The following is a 14,799-nucleotide window of genomic DNA, read 5'->3' as shown; positions in this document are numbered from 1 at the left end:
GACAGGTGACGGTGTCCGGTCAGAGCCGCTTGGCGGCTTTTCATTCTTTCGGGTGACGTACTCCCGCAAAGGGGTACAGACGTCCGATCCGTCCCCTCCCCCACACACGCCTCAGCCGCCCCTGTCGCCCGGAACGCGACGTCCGTCCCACCGCCCGGCCGGCCGCTCGGACCGCTGCCCGGCCGCGTTGTCAGTCCCCACGGCTACGGTGGCTTCCATGGCAACCCGCAAATCCCCGGCCAAGGACCGCCCGTCGTACCGCTGCACCGAGTGCGGCTGGACCACAGCGAAGTGGCTCGGCCGCTGCCCCGAGTGCCAGGCGTGGGGCACGGTCGAGGAGGCCGGCGGCAGCCCGGCCGTCCGGACGACGGCGCCGGGCCGGGTCACGACGGCCGCGCTGCCGATCGGCCAGGTCGACGGCCGGCAGGCCACCGCGCGCTCGACCGGCGTGGCCGAGCTGGACCGTGTGCTGGGCGGCGGCCTCGTCCCCGGCGCCGTGGTGCTGCTCGCCGGCGAGCCCGGCGTCGGCAAGTCCACCCTGCTGCTGGACGTCGCCGCCAAGGCCGCGAGCGACGACCACCGCACGCTGTACGTCACGGGCGAGGAGTCCGCGAGCCAGGTGCGGCTGCGCGCCGACCGCATCGGCGCCCTCGACGACCACCTCTACCTCGCCGCCGAGACCGACCTCTCCGCCGTCCTCGGCCATCTGGACTCCGTGAAGCCGTCGCTGCTGATCCTGGACTCCGTCCAGACCGTCGCCTCGCCCGAGATCGACGGCGCGCCCGGCGGCATGGCCCAGGTCCGCGAGGTCGCCGGGGCGCTCATCCGCGCGTCGAAGGAGCGCGGCATGTCCACGCTCCTGGTCGGCCACGTCACCAAGGACGGCAACATCGCGGGTCCCCGGCTGCTGGAGCACCTCGTCGACGTGGTGCTCAGCTTCGAGGGCGACCGGCACGCCCGCCTCCGCCTCGTACGGGGCGTCAAGAACCGGTACGGCGCGACCGACGAGGTCGGCTGCTTCGAGCTGCACGACGAGGGGATCACCGGCCTGGCCGACCCCTCGGGCCTCTTCCTGACCCGCCGCGACGAGCCGGTGCCGGGCACCTGCCTGACCGTCACCCTGGAGGGCCGCCGCCCGCTGGTCGCCGAGGTCCAGGCGCTCACGGTCGACTCGCAGATCCCGTCCCCGCGGCGGACGACCTCCGGCCTGGAGACCTCCCGGGTCTCCATGATGCTGGCCGTCCTGGAGCAGCGCGGCCGGATCTCCGCGCTCGGCAAGCGGGACATCTACAGCGCGACGGTCGGCGGCGTGAAGCTCTCCGAGCCGGCCGCCGACCTGGCCGTGGCGCTCGCGCTGGCGAGCGCGGCGTCCGACACGCCCCTGCCGAAGAATCTCGTCGCGATCGGCGAGGTCGGCCTCGCGGGCGAGGTGCGCCGGGTCACGGGCGTGCAGCGCCGGCTCGCCGAGGCGGCGCGCCTGGGCTTCACCCACGCCCTGGTGCCGGCCGACCCTGGCAAGATCCCGGCGGGCATGCGGGTCCGGGAGGTCGCGGACGTCGGCGAGGCGCTGCGGGTGCTGCCCCGCCGGCCGCGCCGTGAGTCCCCGCCGAAGGAGGCCCTGCCGGAGGAGGCCGGAGCGTCCCCGCTGAGCGGTCACTGAGCGGTCGGCGAGCCGCGGAGGCCGCCTCCGGTGCGCCGGGCGGGTGCCGCCCCGCGCCGCCCGGGCGGGACTCCCCTAGGTAAACGGCGCGTCGCCGGTAGACTTTGCCCTGGTCTCGCCCGTCAACGCAGTCCTGCCGCAGATCGCGTCCGCGACGTACGTACGCGGCCAAGGCAACTCCGGGCGGGCTGCGGCACCGACAGACCTTGCGACGGAGGAGTGCAGTGGCAGCCAACGACCGGGCGTCGTCCCCCGGAAGGTCCGGCGGTAGCTCCGGCGGTGACAGTCTGATGCGCGCCTCGCTGAGCGCGGTCGCACCGGGCACGGCACTGCGCGACGGACTGGAGCGCATCCTCCGCGGCAACACCGGCGGCCTCATCGTCCTCGGCTTCGACAAGACCGTCGAGTCGATGTGCACCGGCGGCTTCGTCCTCGACGTGGAGTTCAGCGCGACCCGCCTGCGTGAGCTGTGCAAGCTCGACGGCGCGCTGGTGCTCGACAAGGACATCACCAAGATCCTGCGGGCCGGTGTCCAGCTCGTCCCCGACGCCTCCATCGCCACCGAGGAGACCGGCACCCGGCACCGTACGGCGCAGCGGGTGTCCATCCAGGCCGGTTTCCCGGTCGTCTCGGTCAGCCAGTCCATGCGGCTGATCGCGCTCTACGTGGACGGCGAGCGCCGGGTGCTGGAGGAGTCCGCCGCGATCCTCTCCCGCGCCAACCAGGCGCTCGCGACCCTGGAGCGGTACAAGCTCCGCCTCGACGAGGTCGCCGGCACGCTCTCCGCGCTGGAGATCGAGGACCTGGTGACGGTCCGGGACGTGACCGCCGTGGCCCAGCGCCTGGAGATGGTCCGCCGGATCGCCACCGAGATCGCCGAGTACGTCGTCGAGCTGGGTACGGACGGGCGGCTGCTCTCCCTCCAGCTGGACGAGCTGATCGCGGGCGTCGAGCCGGAGCGCGAGCTGGTCGTCCGCGACTACGTCCCCGAGCCGACGGCCAAGCGGTCCCGTACGGTCTTCGAGGCGCTCGCCGAGCTGGACGCGCTCTCCCACACCGAGCTGCTCGAACTCCCCATCGTGGCGCGTGCCCTCGGGTACAGCGGTTCGCCCGAGACCCTGGACTCCGCGGTCTCCCCGCGCGGCTTCCGCCTCCTCGCGAAGGTCCCGCGGCTGCCCGGCGCCGTCATCGACCGCCTCGTCGACCACTTCGGCGGCCTCCAGAAGCTGCTGGCCGCCAGCGTCGACGACCTCCAGACGGTGGACGGCGTCGGCGAGGCCCGCGCCCGCTCCGTCCGCGAGGGCCTCAGCCGCCTCGCGGAGTCCTCCATCCTGGAGCGCTACGTCTGAGCCGTACGCGCCGGCTGTACGGCTGAGCCGTGCGCACCCGGCGGTACGTCCGGGCCGTACGCGCCGGTGCGGCCCGCGGAGCCGCACGGCAGGGCGTCAGTCCTTCGCGAGGACGAAGGACTTGCTGTCCGGCTTGAGGCCGGAGACGGTGAGTTCGGCGAGGTAGGTGCCGGCCTTGGCGGACTTGGCGGCGGGGGTGGCGCACTGCGGGGCCGTGGGCTTGCGGTCCCACTCGACGGTCCGGGTGACGGCCGACCCGGCGGGGACCTTCACGAGCGCGGCGCCGGTGTCCGGCGGGCAGTCGTCCGAGGCGTAGACGTGGTCGTCGCTGTCGGTGTGGCTGATCGTCAGGACCGCGGACCTGCGGCCGAGGTCGACCTTGCAGTCCTGTTCCGAGGTGTTCTTGACGGTCAGTTCGAACCGCGGGCGGTCGTCGGGGCCGTAGGTGTTCTTGACGCTGCGCAGCGTCAACTCGGTGCTGGAACCCTGGCAGTCGGCGAGCGAGGAGCCGCTCGGTACGAGGACGCCGCCGCCGCTGCCGGCGCCCGCGCCGGATCCCGTGCCGCCGCCCTCGCCGATGGGCGTGCCGCCGCCGGTGCCGGAGCCCGGTCCGGTCGCGCCGCCGCTGCCCGCACCGCCGGAGCCCGCGTCGGCGCCGCCGGACCCGCCGCCGTCGCCCGCTTCGTCGCGGCCGCCCGGCTTCTGGCTGATCCCGGAGTCGGTGGCGTTGGGGCCCGGGGTGATGGACGTCGCGGGACCGCCGGCCGAACCCTTGTCGTGCGAGCTGCCGTCACCGCTGGTCCCGCCCATGCTGACGGTCCACACCACGAGCAGCACGAGGAGCGCGAGGATCGCGAGCGCGACCGCCCTCCGGCGCCAGTAGATGGAGGAGGGAAGCGGCCCGATCGGATTGCGCAGAGATCCCACGCGGAAACTGTACGAGAGATCAGCCCGGATGCCAGCCAGTACCCGCCGACGGGGCCCCGACTTTTCCCATCATCTGCCTGGTTCTTCCTGGTCAGGAACGAGAAATAGCCCGGACGAGGGGCCCCTGGCGTCAACGGGGTACCTCTCGGGGGGACTTCAGGCGGTCCATTCCTCCTTGTGGCCGAAGCCCCGGGCGTTGTCGATCAGCCGGAGCCACGTGGGCCGGAGCTCCCAGAAGGCGGTGTGGTCCATGGCGCTGCGCAGCTTGGGGCTGAGCGCCACGTACGGGAAACGGTCGGCGTACGTACGCCAGGCCCGCCGGCGCTCCGCACCGTCCAGGCGGCGGCACCTGCCGCGCCCCTGGATCCCCGTCAGGCCCGTCCACTCCTGGTCGTCGCGCTGGGCGGTGAAGGCGACCGGGGCCGCCGGGTGCGCGGCGGTCAGGGCCCGGCCGTGGCGGGTGGACCCGGACGTGACGAAGAGGAGGACGGGGGCCGGACCGTCGGTCGCGGCGTACAGGACGGCGCAGGCCTGGGGGCCTTCGTCGTCGGTGTAGGCGAGCGTCATGGTCGTGTGGTCGGCCAGGGCCCGCAGGATCTCGGGCGGGCAGGGACGGTCCGGGGGCGTGCTGTGGGTCATGGGAGCATCCTCGCTCGCCGGCCGGGCGGCGGAAGCGGCGCCCCGCGGCCCGGCCGGCCCTGACCGGGGCCGGCGCGCCCCGCAGCCCGCACGGCCCCGGCCGCCACGTCCGGCCGCCACGTCCGGCCGCCGTCGCGCACGCCCCGTTGCAGCAGTGCGATTACCACGTGCAGGTGCACAACGGGCGGCACGCACCGGGGACGTTTCACCCTTCTGGGACGCCGTGTCAGGATCGACGGTGCCATGACTTCCACTCCTGCCCCCGCCCAGCCCGCCGGCGACGCCGCCGTGGAGCCCGGCATCGGACGCACCGCCGGGACCCCCGCGCCGCGCCCCGCCGAGTCCGCCGCCGCCTCCGCCCCTGCCGCCGCATCCGCCACCGGCACCGCAACGGATGCCGCCGACGCCGTCGGCAGCGCCGGCCGGCGGCTGCACGAGCCGGTCAACGACTGGTTCGACGAGCACGCCCGCGATCTGCCGTGGCGCCGCCCCGAGGCAGGTGCCTGGGGCGTGATGGTCAGCGAGTTCATGCTGCAGCAGACGCCCGTCAACCGGGTCCTGCCGGTGTACGAACAGTGGCTGGCCCGCTGGCCGCGCCCCGCCGACCTGGCCGCCGAACCGTCCGGTGAGGCCGTACGCGCCTGGGGCCGGCTCGGCTATCCACGGCGCGCGCTGCGGCTGCACGCCGCCGCCTCCGCGATAAAGGAGCGGCACGGCGGCGACGTACCGCGCGAGCACGCCCAGCTGCTGGCGCTGCCCGGCGTCGGCGAGTACACCGCCGCCGCGGTGGCCTCCTTCGCCTACGGGCAGCGGCACGCGGTCCTGGACACCAACGTCCGCCGCGTCTTCGCCCGTGCGGTCACCGGCCGCCAGTACCCGCCGAACGCCACCACGGCCGCCGAGCGCAAGCTCGCCCGCGCGCTGCTGCCCGAGGACGAGGCGACGGCGGCGAAGTGGGCGGCGGCCACGATGGAGCTGGGTGCGCTGGTGTGCACGGCGCGCAGCCCGGAGTGCGTACGCTGCCCGGTCGCCGCGCAGTGCGCCTGGCGGCTGGCCGGTTCGCCCGAGCACGAGGGCCCGCCGCGGCGCGTCCAGACGTACGCGGGGACCGACCGCCAGGTGCGCGGCAAGCTGCTGGCCGTGCTGCGCGAGGCCGTCGCGCCGGTGCCGCAGGCGAAGCTGGACGCGGTGTGGCACGAGCCGGTCCAGCGGGGCCGCGCGCTGGACGGGCTGGTCGCCGACGGCCTGGTGGAGCCGCTTCCGGACGGCCTGTACCGGCTCCCGCTGACCTGATACGGGCCGGCCCGGCCCCCGGCCGGGCCACGGGGCCCGGCCGGGGCGACGGTCAGCGGGGCGTGATGGCGATGCCTTCCGGCTGGTGCCCGGCGGGCAGCGTGGTCGGACTGCCCGGGGCTGCCGGGTTGACGACGGTCACCGTGTCGGAGGCCTCGTTGGTGACCCACACCCGGCGTCCGTCCGGGGTGATGGCCACGCCCTGCGGGTTCACGCCGACGGGCACCCGGGCCCGGATCCGGCCGCTGGAGACATCGACGATCACCAGCTGGTTCCCGCCGGAGTCGGCGACGTACAGGGTGCCGCCGCTCGGGCTGACGGCGTTGCCGACCGGCGCCTGGCCGGCCGGCAGGACGTCGATCACCTGGTTGGAGGACGTGCTGATCACCGAGACGGTCCCCGAACCCGTGTTGGAGACGAAGACCCGGTCACCCCGGGGGGTGGCACTGATCCCGCTGGGGAAGTCCCCGACGCGGATGACGTCGGTGACGCCGAGGCCGGGGCTGATGACCGACACGGTGTTGGAGCCGCTGTTGGTGACGTACGCCTCGCCGCCGGGGATGGTGGCGATGCTGTGCGGCAAGCGCCCCACGGGCACCTTGCCGATCACCTGGCGGCCCGGGACGCTGATCACGGTGACGGTGTTCGAACCGAAGTCCGCGGTCAGCACGCGGCTGCCACTCCTGTTGGGCATGGCGGCGAAGGGCTGGTCCCCGACCCTGATGACGGCGAACACCTGCCGGGTCTCGGTGTTCACGAAGGCCACGGTGTCGCTCTTGCTGTTGGCCACGTAAACGGTGTTGCCGTTCGGCGCCGCGCCCACCCCTGTCGGGCCGCCGCCCACCGGCGCGGCGCCCAGCGGCCGTTCCAGCCGGGCGTCGTACGCGGAGAGCGAGTTCGAGCCGGTGTTGGCGGCGAACGCCAGGATGCGTACCGGGTACCGCGGGCCCGCCGCGCTCCGTACCTCACCCGCACCCTGCGCGTCCTGAGCGCCCCCGGCGTTCTTCACTCCGCAGGTGGCTGTCGGCAGGGCCGCGAGCACGAGGAGGACCGCGCACCACCGTCTCCTCACGCGGCGTCGTCGGGGGGCCGGCTGCACGGACCTCTCGGTCGCTGCACCGGTCGGTGGGCTGTGGGCGGCGGCGAGGCGGCGCATGACAAAGTGCATCCTTCCGGGCAAAACGGAAATGTCTCTGCTATACGACCACAGGAAAGGGGCGTCGGCATATGCCGATACCGCCGAATGCCGCGCTCGGTGGAACCCCCCTGCCGGAGGGCCCGTCCTCCCCCCGTGGAATGACTTCGCGGCCCTTCCCGTCCCCCGCGAGGAGGAGCGCCGGACCGTTGTTACACAACCGACGGATTTCCGTGCATCCGCTGTGGGGCAGCCGCGCACCACGCCGCAACACCCCCTCCGTAGCGTCCTCTCCCGTGCTGGAGAAAAGGACCGCGCCGACATGCGTACGGCGCCCGGTCCGCGACCACCGGCACGGACAACGTGGGGAACGCAGGCAGAGGATCGGAGGCGTCGGTATGGCGACCAGCGGCGGCAAGGTACTGGACTTCGAAGAGTACGTGCGTACGCGGCAGGACGCCCTGCTGCGGAGCGCCCGGCGTCTGGTGCCCGACCCGGTCGACGCCCAGGACCTCCTGCAGACGGCCCTCGTACGGACGTACGGGCGCTGGGACGGCATCGCCGACAAGTCCCTCGCCGACGCCTACCTGCGCCGCGTCATGATCAACACGCGGACCGAGTGGTGGCGGGCGCGCAAGCTGGAGGAGGTGCCCACCGAGCAGCTCCCGGACGCGAGCGTGGACGACGGCACCGAGCAGCGCGCCGACCGCGCCCTGCTGATGGACATCCTCTCGGTGCTGGCTCCCAAGCAGCGCAGCGTCGTCGTCCTGCGACACTGGGAGCAGATGAGTACGGAGGAGACCGCGGCGGCGCTGGGCATGTCCACGGGGACGGTCAAGAGCACGCTGCACCGGGCGCTGGCCCGGCTGCGCCAGGAGCTGATGAACCGCGAGGCCGACGCGCGCGTACTGGAGCGTGACGACCAGGAGCGGGAGCGGTGCGCGGCCTGACCGGCCGCTGGACCGCCGGTCCGCGGGCCGGCGACGGGTGACAGGCACATGGTGAGCAGGAGCGGTGTGACCAGGGGCGAAGGAGCCGACGGCGGACCGGCCGAGGAGCGGCCGGCCGCTCCCTCGCGCCTGCCCGCGACCTTGTGGCGCACGGTCGGCACGGCCCTCGCGGGGATCGCCGCGGTCGCGCTGCTGCTGGCCGGGTGCGAAGCGTCCGGCGACGGTGTGCGGTCCGAGGGCTCGGCGGCCGACACGCCCGTACCGTCCCGGGACCGCAGCGTGACACCGACGCCCTCCCCCTCGTCCTCCGTCGGCTACAAGAAGGTCGACGCGCGGGCGCTGCTGCGCGCCGACCCCAAGGTCGGCGCCGAGGTGAAGAAGACCCTGGCCAAGCCGTGCACGGCCGACGAGTACCCGATCGACGTCACCTACGCCCCGCTGACCGGCGGCAAGGCCCCCGACGTCATCGTCAACGTGATGACCTGCGCGGACTCCGTCGGCATCGGGTCGTACGTGTACCGCAAGGACGCCAAGGGCTACGAGAACGTCTTCAGCGACGAGCAGCCGCCGGTCTACGCGGGGGTCAGCAAGGGTGAACTCCAGGTCACCAGGCAGACCTACGACTCCGACGACGCCGTCTGCTGTCCCACGGGCGAGGATGTGCTGACGTACCGCTGGTCGAAGGACCACTTCCGCGAGTACGTCCACACCTACACCGACTACAGCAAGACCGGCCCCGACGCCGAAGCGACACCATCGGAGGATTGAGAACTCGCATGGCCGAGACCCATGTGCTCTTCGTCGAGGACGACGACGTCATCCGCGAGGCCACCCAGCTCGCCCTGGAACGGGACGGCTTCGTGGTGACGGCCATGCCGGACGGGCTCTCGGGCCTGGAGGCGTTCCGCGCCGACCGGCCCGACATCGCCCTGCTGGACGTGATGGTGCCCGGCCTGGACGGGGTCAGCCTGTGCCGGCGCATCCGGGACGAGTCGACGGTCCCGGTGATCATGCTGTCCGCGCGCGCCGACTCCATCGACGTGGTGCTCGGCCTGGAGGCGGGCGCCGACGACTACGTCACCAAGCCGTTCGACGGTGCGGTGCTGGTCGCCCGGATACGGGCGGTGCTGCGCCGCTTCGGACACGCCAGCGGCCCGGACGGCCGCGGCGGTGCGGGCAAGGACACGGCGTCGGCCGCCGACGACGGGCTGCTGCGCTTCGGTGACCTGGAGGTGGACACCGAAGGCATGGAGGTGCGGCGCGACGGCCGGCCGGTCGCGCTGACGCCGACCGAGATGCGGCTGCTGCTGGAGTTCTCCGACGCGCCGGGCACGGTGCTCTCCCGCGACCGGCTGCTGGAGCGGGTGTGGGACTACGGCTGGGGCGGTGACACCCGGGTCGTCGACGTGCACGTGCAACGGCTGCGCGGCAAGATCGGCCAGGACCGGATCGAGACGGTCCGCGGCTTCGGCTACAAGCTGAGAGGCTGACCACGGGTGGTCGGACTCGCCCTGCGTACGGGACTGCGCTGGAAGCTCAGTGCGGCGATCGCGCTCGTCGGAGCACTGGTCGCGATCGCGCTGAGCCTCGTCGTGCACAACGCCGCCCGGGTGTCCATGCTCGACAACAGCCGCGACGTGCAGATCGAGCGGCTGAACTTCACCCAGCGGATCTACGAGACCACCGCCCGCCTCCAGTTCGGCGCCCGGCTGGACGACCCGAAGCTGCCCAAGGCGCTGCGCGCCGAGGTCGCCGAGGGCCGGCGCGCCACCTATCTGGAGGACAACGGGGAGGCCGCCCCTGAGGTGTGGGCCGCGGCGCCGCTGGACGACGGCCGGGTGCTCTCGATCCACAACGACTTCCCCGACCGCTTCACCGTCCTGGACGACCTCGACCAGGCGCTGTTCATCGGGTCCATCTCGGTGGTCGCGGCCGGCTGCGCGCTGGGCGTGCTGGTCGGCGGCCGGCTCTCCAAGCGGCTGCGGAAGGCGGCGGAGGCGGCCCGCAAGCTCGCCGAGGGCGACACCTCCGTCCACGTACGGGACGAGATCGGCGGGCGGGTACGGGACGAGACCGACGAACTGGCACGCGCCATGGACGCCATGTCGGACGCGCTCCAGTCCCGGATCGAGGCCGAGCGGCGGGTGACGGCGGACATCGCGCACGAGCTGCGCACGCCCGTCACGGGGCTGCTCACCGCGGCCGAGCTGCTGCCCCCGGGCCGCCCGACGGAGCTCGTACGGGACCGGGCGCAGGCCATGCGGACGCTGGTCGAGGACGTACTGGAGGTGGCCCGGCTGGACGGCTACGCCGAGCGGGCCGAGCTCCAGGACGTCGAGCTCGGGGAGTTCGTCCGGCGGCGGGTGCGGGCGCTGGGCCCGGACATCCGCATCGAGGTGCTGCGGGACGCGGAGGTCAGCACCGATCCGCGCCGGCTGGAGCGCATCCTCGGCAACCTCATCGCCAACGCCTCCCGGCACGGCAGGCCGCCGGTGGAGGTCACGGTCGAGGGCCGGGTGATCCGCGTCCGCGACCACGGGCCCGGCTTCCCCGAGTCGCTGCTCCGCGAGGGCCCGAGCCGCTTCCGTACCGGCAGCAGCGACCGGTCGGGCCGCGGCCACGGCCTGGGCCTGACCATCGCGGCGGGCCAGGCCCGGGTGCTCGGCGCCCGGCTGACCTTCCGCAACGCGGAGGCCGCCGTGGACGGCACCAGCGGCGCCGTCGCCGTCCTCTGGCTCCCCGAGAACGCCCCGACCGCCACCGGCAGCTTCCCGGTGATCCGGCTCCCGGGCCCGGAGGACTGACCGCGCCCGCGGCCGGATCACCCGGTCGTCAGCGCCGTTCCCGCTTCGTGATCCGGATGCGGATGCCGATGCGGAACAGCAGCAGCACGCCCACCGTCACGGCGACGGTGACGGGGAACCGCATGTTCAGCTCGGGCTTGTACAGCTGCACGAACTCATGCAGGTACGGCTCCAGGTAGGCCCACGCCCTGTCGAGCCATTCCTGGACCTGCGAGCCCGTCACCTCGGCGGCGCGCTGCCCCTCTGCCGCGCCCGCGTCGCCGTGTCCGATCCGCCAGGTCACCGCCCCCATGGTGACCAGCGCGAGCATCCCTGCCACCGCGGCCTTCGCCACCCCTCGGCGTGGCGTCCGGGCCGGCTCCTTCGTGCCCTTCATGATCTTTCGCCCCCCTTGCGGGCACCGGCCGGCGCCCGCATCCAGCAGCCCTCATGGACTGCTGACACCAGTCCACTCCGGAAAGCAAGGGCGGAAACCGCCGCGGCACGCCTTGTCCCCGGACCGGTGCAATCGTCACCCGGCCCGGACGAACGGCACGCTCCGGTGACACCACGGCGCCGGCACCGTGGACCGGTGCCGGGGCCGTGCTCGGGTCATGTCGTGCGAGGTCAGACCCCCTGGGTGGCCTCCGCCCGGGGCGCATCCTGCGGCTCGCCGCCCGGCTCCGGCTGCGCCGGGCCGCCGCGCAGCGGCACCTCCTTGAGGAACCAGGCCGCCAGGAAGCCGATGACGCTGACGGCCGCGCCCCACAGGAAGACCAGGTGGGTACCGTCGGCGACCGCGTGCAGGTACGCGTCCTTCAGCGGGCCCGGGAGCTGCGCCAGGCCGCCGGAGTCGAGCTGCGTGCCGCCCTCCATGGCCTTGCCGGCGGCCGCACCGCCCCGCTCGGCCATGGTGTTCTGCACCTGGTGGGTGAAGAGCGCACCGAAGATCGCCACGCCGAAGGAGCCGCCGATGGTCCGGAAGAGCGTGGCGGACGAGGAGCCGACGCCCATGTCCTTCATCTCGACGCTGTTCTGCGCGATCAGCATGGTCGTCTGCATCAGGAAGCCCATGCCGGCGCCGAGGACGGCCATGAAGGCGCCCGAGGTGAAGCGGCTGGTGCCGGTGTCCATCAGGGACAGCAGGAAGAGCCCCGCGGTGATCAGCGCGCCGCCGCCCACGACGAAGATCTTGTACCGGCCGCTGCTCGTGGTGACCCGGCCCGCGATCAGCGAGACGGCCATCATCGCCAGCAGCATCGGCAGGAGCAGCAGGCCGGAGTTGGTGGCCGAGGCGCCCTGGACGGTCTGCTGGAAGAGCGGCAGGAAGGTCATCGACCCGAACATCACGAAGCCGACCAGGAAGCCGATCACGGTGACGAGCGAGAAGTTGCCGTTGCGGAAGATGTGCAGCGGCAGGACGGGCTCGCTGACCTTGCTCTCGACGAGCACGAACGCGAGGAGCGACACCACGCCGAGGGCGCCGAGGCCCACGATCTGCGCCGACAGCCAGTCGTACTCCGTACCGCCCCAGGTGGTGATCAGGACGAGCGCGGTGATGCCGACGGTGAGGAGCGCGGCGCCCACGTAGTCGATGCGCGCCTGGGAGCGCTTCCTGGGCAGGTGCAGCACGGCCGTGATCATGGCCAGGGCTATCGCGCCGAGCGGCAGGTTGATGTAGAAGCTCCAGCGCCAGCCGAGGTGGTCGGTGATGGTGCCGCCGACGAGCGGGCCGCCGATCATGGCGACGGCCATGACGCCGGCCATCATGCCCTGGTACTTGCCGCGCTCCCGGGGCGGGATCAGATCACCGATGATCGCCATCACGCCGACCATCAGACCGCCGGCGCCCAGGCCCTGGACCGCGCGGAAGGCGATGAGCTGGCCCATGTCCTGGGCCATGCCGGAGGTCGCCGAGCCGATCAGGAAGATCACGATCGAGGTGAGGAAGACGCCCTTGCGGCCGTACATGTCGCCGAGCTTGCCCCAGATGGGCGTGGAAGCGGCGGTGGCGAGGGTGTAGGCGGTGACCACCCAGGAGAGGTGGTCGAGGCCGCCGAGCTCGCCGACGATCGTCGGCATCGCGGTGCCCACGATCATGTTGTCGAGCATCGCGAGCAGCATCGCGATCATCAGTGCGAAGAGCACCACGCGGACACTGGCGGGCTGCTTGCCCCCGGTGTCCGCCGGCGCGGCGGCCTGGGTTGCGGCCATCACTCCCCCGTTCCTCACTTACTTGCCGCCCGGCAAGTTGGCTTACGGCGAGGACAGTAAGGGCATAACTAGCCGGGCGTCAAGTAAGTTAATGATTGCCCCGGCCTGACCAGGGATAGCCTGCGAGAACCCGCACCGACGACGTAGGAGAGCACCATGGGCACAGCACACGCGCGCAGGGGCAACACCCGCCAGCGCATTCAGGACGTGGCCCTGGACCTCTTCGCGCAGCAGGGGTACGAGAAGACCTCGCTGCGGGAGATCGCCGAGCGGCTGGAGGTCACCAAGGCCGCCCTGTACTACCACTTCAAGACCAAGGAAGACATCGTCATCAGCCTCTTCGAGGACCTGGCCAGGCCCTGCGACGAGCTGATCGCGTGGGCCGGGGACCGGCCGCGCACGCTGGAGACGAAGCAGGAGGTCCTCCGCCGTTACAGCGAGGCGCTGCGCGACGCCGCCCCGCTCTTCCGCTTCATGCAGGAGAACCAGGCCACCGTCCGCGACCTCAGCATCGGTGAGTCGTTCAAGGCGCGGATGCTGACGATGATCGGGCTCCTCAAGGAGCCCGATGCAGAACTCAAGGACCAGGCGCGCTGCGTCACCGCACTGGTCTCGATGCACGCCGGAATGTTCGCCATGGGAAACGTCGAAGGCGACCCCGAGGAGAAGCGCGCGGCCATCCTCGAAGTCGCCCTCGAATTGGTCACCGCGGCGAATACCGCCGCGGCACCACAGGATTAAGTTCTCGTCGGCCGGCCGGCTCAGACGTCCACGTGCTCGCCGCGGAGGAAGTCCACCGGCTCGATACCGGTGCCGTAGTCAGCGCCGGTACGGACCTCGAAGTGCAGGTGCGGTCCGGTGGAATTACCGGTGCTGCCGGAAAGGCCGATCCGGTCACCGGCGGAGACCTTCTGGCCGACCTGGACCTGGATCTTCGAAAGGTGCGCGTACTGCGTGTACGTGTGGGCACCGTGCTTGATCACAATGGCATTGCCGTACGCGGGACCGTCACCGCCGCCGTTCGGGCCCGCCTTCACGACGGTGCCTTCGTGCGCGGCCTTCACCTGGGTACCCGTGGGCACCACGAAGTCCTGGCCACTGTGCTTGTGCGACCAGTGACTGCCGGCCAGACCGAACTTCTCGCCGAGGCCGTACTTGTCCACCGGCTTCTCCCAGCCGTTGGTCTTCTGCAGCTGCCGCTCGGCACGCTCGTGCCGGTCAGCGGCCGCCTTGGCGCGGTCGGCCTTGGCCTTCTTCTCCGCGTCGATCGACTTCTTCTGCGCGTCGGCCTGCGCGCTCACCGTGCTCGCCACGTCCGTGGAGAGGCCCTGGAGCGATACCGCGCCGCCGTCCATCGCCGAAGCAGCACCGGCACCCAGCGCGAGGGAGGCGCCCATGCCGGCCACCAGAACGGTGGCGCGGGTACGCAGGGCGGGCTTCTTCGAATACCGGGTGAAGGAGAACTTCGACATGCGGGAATTACCTCCGAAAGAAAGACTCCCGGCCGGGACCAACCGGGATCGCCATTCCTTGGTAACCGCCGCTCGCAGGCCTGCCAAGAAGCCTTTCTACTACCTGACCCCGTAACAAAGGCAACGGGAATCAGCCCCTTGCCGTACCCGCCGCGCCCGCTTCAAAACATCCCGCCCGGACAATCCCCGGAACCGCCTTCCCGCCCCGGATTCCGCCCCCACCTGCCATTCCCTTGATCCTCGACTTCTCTGCCGCAGGTCCCCTCCACCCCCCTGCCAAAAGTCCCACGGCACCAGGGAAAGGCGGCCCGCGGCCCCACCCGGCGCCTTTCCTATGCCTTTTAGTAGGCGCGAAATCCGCTGTGCGGCATGTCACC

The 14,799-nt window shown here is 72.3% G+C and carries 14 protein-coding genes; 8 read left to right on the top strand and 6 right to left on the bottom strand.

Translation table 11 applies throughout. The annotated features are described in order from the left end of the window. Positions 1-217: 217 nt before the first annotated feature. Positions 218-1,660, top strand: coding sequence for a DNA repair protein RadA (gene radA, locus AAC944_RS20935; RefSeq protein ID WP_030621667.1), 1,443 nt, complete (start codon positions 218-220; stop codon positions 1,658-1,660). A gap of 224 nt (positions 1,661-1,884) precedes the next feature. After that, positions 1,885-3,009, top strand: a complete 1,125-nt coding sequence (gene disA, locus AAC944_RS20930) for a DNA integrity scanning diadenylate cyclase DisA (RefSeq protein WP_030621669.1) — start codon at positions 1,885-1,887, stop codon at positions 3,007-3,009. A 96-nt stretch (positions 3,010-3,105) separates the two neighbouring features. Here disA and AAC944_RS20925 read toward each other — a convergent pair whose 3' ends face one another. Together AAC944_RS20925 and AAC944_RS20920 are read right to left on the bottom strand one after the other, a co-directional pair. Beyond that, a complete protein-coding gene (locus tag AAC944_RS20925; protein WP_030621670.1) occupies positions 3,106-3,936 on the bottom strand; it encodes a hypothetical protein in 831 nt (276 codons plus the stop codon). A gap of 156 nt (positions 3,937-4,092) precedes the next feature. Further along, positions 4,093-4,575, bottom strand: coding sequence for a pyridoxamine 5'-phosphate oxidase family protein (locus AAC944_RS20920; RefSeq protein WP_030621672.1), 483 nt, complete (start codon positions 4,573-4,575; stop codon positions 4,093-4,095). A gap of 243 nt (positions 4,576-4,818) precedes the next feature. Between AAC944_RS20920 and AAC944_RS20915 the strand changes: the two genes are divergently transcribed. Then, entirely contained in the window at positions 4,819-5,868 is a 1,050-nt protein-coding gene (locus AAC944_RS20915; RefSeq protein WP_078888855.1) for an HhH-GPD family protein, read from the top strand. Between the two features lie 52 nt (positions 5,869-5,920). On the opposite strand, the gene AAC944_RS20910 is transcribed toward AAC944_RS20915, so the two are convergent. Beyond that, positions 5,921-6,940, bottom strand: a complete 1,020-nt coding sequence (locus tag AAC944_RS20910) for a YncE family protein (protein WP_368396382.1) — start codon at positions 6,938-6,940, stop codon at positions 5,921-5,923. 461 nt (positions 6,941-7,401) lie between these two features. Here AAC944_RS20910 and AAC944_RS20905 point away from each other — a divergent pair, with 461 nt between their 5' ends. The 4 genes from AAC944_RS20905 to cseC all read left to right on the top strand — a co-directional run bounded on the left by AAC944_RS20905 (position 7,402) and on the right by cseC (position 10,757). Then, on the top strand, positions 7,402-7,953 hold the full coding sequence (locus AAC944_RS20905; protein ID WP_030621679.1) for a SigE family RNA polymerase sigma factor: 552 nt from the start codon (positions 7,402-7,404) through the stop codon (positions 7,951-7,953). A gap of 66 nt (positions 7,954-8,019) precedes the next feature. Further along, positions 8,020-8,721: a hypothetical protein gene (locus AAC944_RS20900; RefSeq protein ID WP_368396381.1), complete on the top strand. Its 702-nt coding sequence runs from the start codon at positions 8,020-8,022 to the stop codon at positions 8,719-8,721. A gap of 8 nt (positions 8,722-8,729) precedes the next feature. Next, entirely contained in the window at positions 8,730-9,443 is a 714-nt protein-coding gene (gene cseB, locus AAC944_RS20895) for a two-component system response regulator CseB (RefSeq protein ID WP_030621684.1), read from the top strand. A 6-nt stretch (positions 9,444-9,449) separates the two neighbouring features. Then, the gene (cseC, locus tag AAC944_RS20890; protein ID WP_030621685.1) at positions 9,450-10,757 is read left to right on the top strand and encodes a two-component system sensor histidine kinase CseC; all 1,308 of its coding nucleotides are present in this window, start codon (positions 9,450-9,452) and stop codon (positions 10,755-10,757) included. A gap of 28 nt (positions 10,758-10,785) precedes the next feature. On the opposite strand, the gene AAC944_RS20885 is transcribed toward cseC, so the two are convergent. Next, positions 10,786-11,133: a hypothetical protein gene (locus AAC944_RS20885; RefSeq protein ID WP_196943226.1), complete on the bottom strand. Its 348-nt coding sequence runs from the start codon at positions 11,131-11,133 to the stop codon at positions 10,786-10,788. A gap of 230 nt (positions 11,134-11,363) precedes the next feature. Continuing rightward, the gene (locus AAC944_RS20880; protein ID WP_051872222.1) at positions 11,364-12,950 is read right to left on the bottom strand and encodes an MDR family MFS transporter; all 1,587 of its coding nucleotides are present in this window, start codon (positions 12,948-12,950) and stop codon (positions 11,364-11,366) included. 156 nt (positions 12,951-13,106) lie between these two features. Here AAC944_RS20880 and AAC944_RS20875 point away from each other — a divergent pair, with 156 nt between their 5' ends. Then, complete coding sequence (locus tag AAC944_RS20875; protein ID WP_037773057.1) at positions 13,107-13,691, top strand: TetR/AcrR family transcriptional regulator; 585 nt, start codon at positions 13,107-13,109, stop codon at positions 13,689-13,691. A 20-nt stretch (positions 13,692-13,711) separates the two neighbouring features. Here the strand turns inward: AAC944_RS20875 and AAC944_RS20870 are convergent, their stop codons facing one another. Then, positions 13,712-14,422: a M23 family metallopeptidase gene (locus AAC944_RS20870; RefSeq protein ID WP_030621692.1), complete on the bottom strand. Its 711-nt coding sequence runs from the start codon at positions 14,420-14,422 to the stop codon at positions 13,712-13,714. Between the last annotated feature and the right edge of the window lie 377 nt (positions 14,423-14,799).

This window comes from Streptomyces sclerotialus, from assembly GCF_040907265.1.
Taxonomy (GTDB): domain Bacteria; phylum Actinomycetota; class Actinomycetes; order Streptomycetales; family Streptomycetaceae; genus Streptomyces; species Streptomyces sclerotialus.
The sequence above is the reverse complement of the archived record's forward strand: the minus strand, read 5'-3'. Positions and strand labels throughout refer to the sequence as shown.

What these genes read in the sequence shown, in the direction of transcription:
- AAC944_RS20885 (WP_196943226.1), bottom strand. Translation starts at nt 11,133, where the DNA reads ATGAAGGGCACGAAGGAGCCGGCCCGGACGCCACGCCGAGGGGTGGCG.
- AAC944_RS20880 (WP_051872222.1), bottom strand. Translation starts at nt 12,950, where the DNA reads ATGGCCGCAACCCAGGCCGCCGCGCCGGCGGACACCGGGGGCAAGCAG.
- AAC944_RS20905 (WP_030621679.1), top strand. Translation starts at nt 7,402, where the DNA reads ATGGCGACCAGCGGCGGCAAGGTACTGGACTTCGAAGAGTACGTGCGT.
- cseB (WP_030621684.1), top strand. Translation starts at nt 8,730, where the DNA reads ATGGCCGAGACCCATGTGCTCTTCGTCGAGGACGACGACGTCATCCGC.
- AAC944_RS20915 (WP_078888855.1), top strand. Translation starts at nt 4,819, where the DNA reads ATGACTTCCACTCCTGCCCCCGCCCAGCCCGCCGGCGACGCCGCCGTG.
- AAC944_RS20870 (WP_030621692.1), bottom strand. Translation starts at nt 14,422, where the DNA reads ATGTCGAAGTTCTCCTTCACCCGGTATTCGAAGAAGCCCGCCCTGCGT.
- radA (WP_030621667.1), top strand. Translation starts at nt 218, where the DNA reads ATGGCAACCCGCAAATCCCCGGCCAAGGACCGCCCGTCGTACCGCTGC.
- AAC944_RS20875 (WP_037773057.1), top strand. Translation starts at nt 13,107, where the DNA reads ATGGGCACAGCACACGCGCGCAGGGGCAACACCCGCCAGCGCATTCAG.
- AAC944_RS20920 (WP_030621672.1), bottom strand. Translation starts at nt 4,575, where the DNA reads ATGACCCACAGCACGCCCCCGGACCGTCCCTGCCCGCCCGAGATCCTG.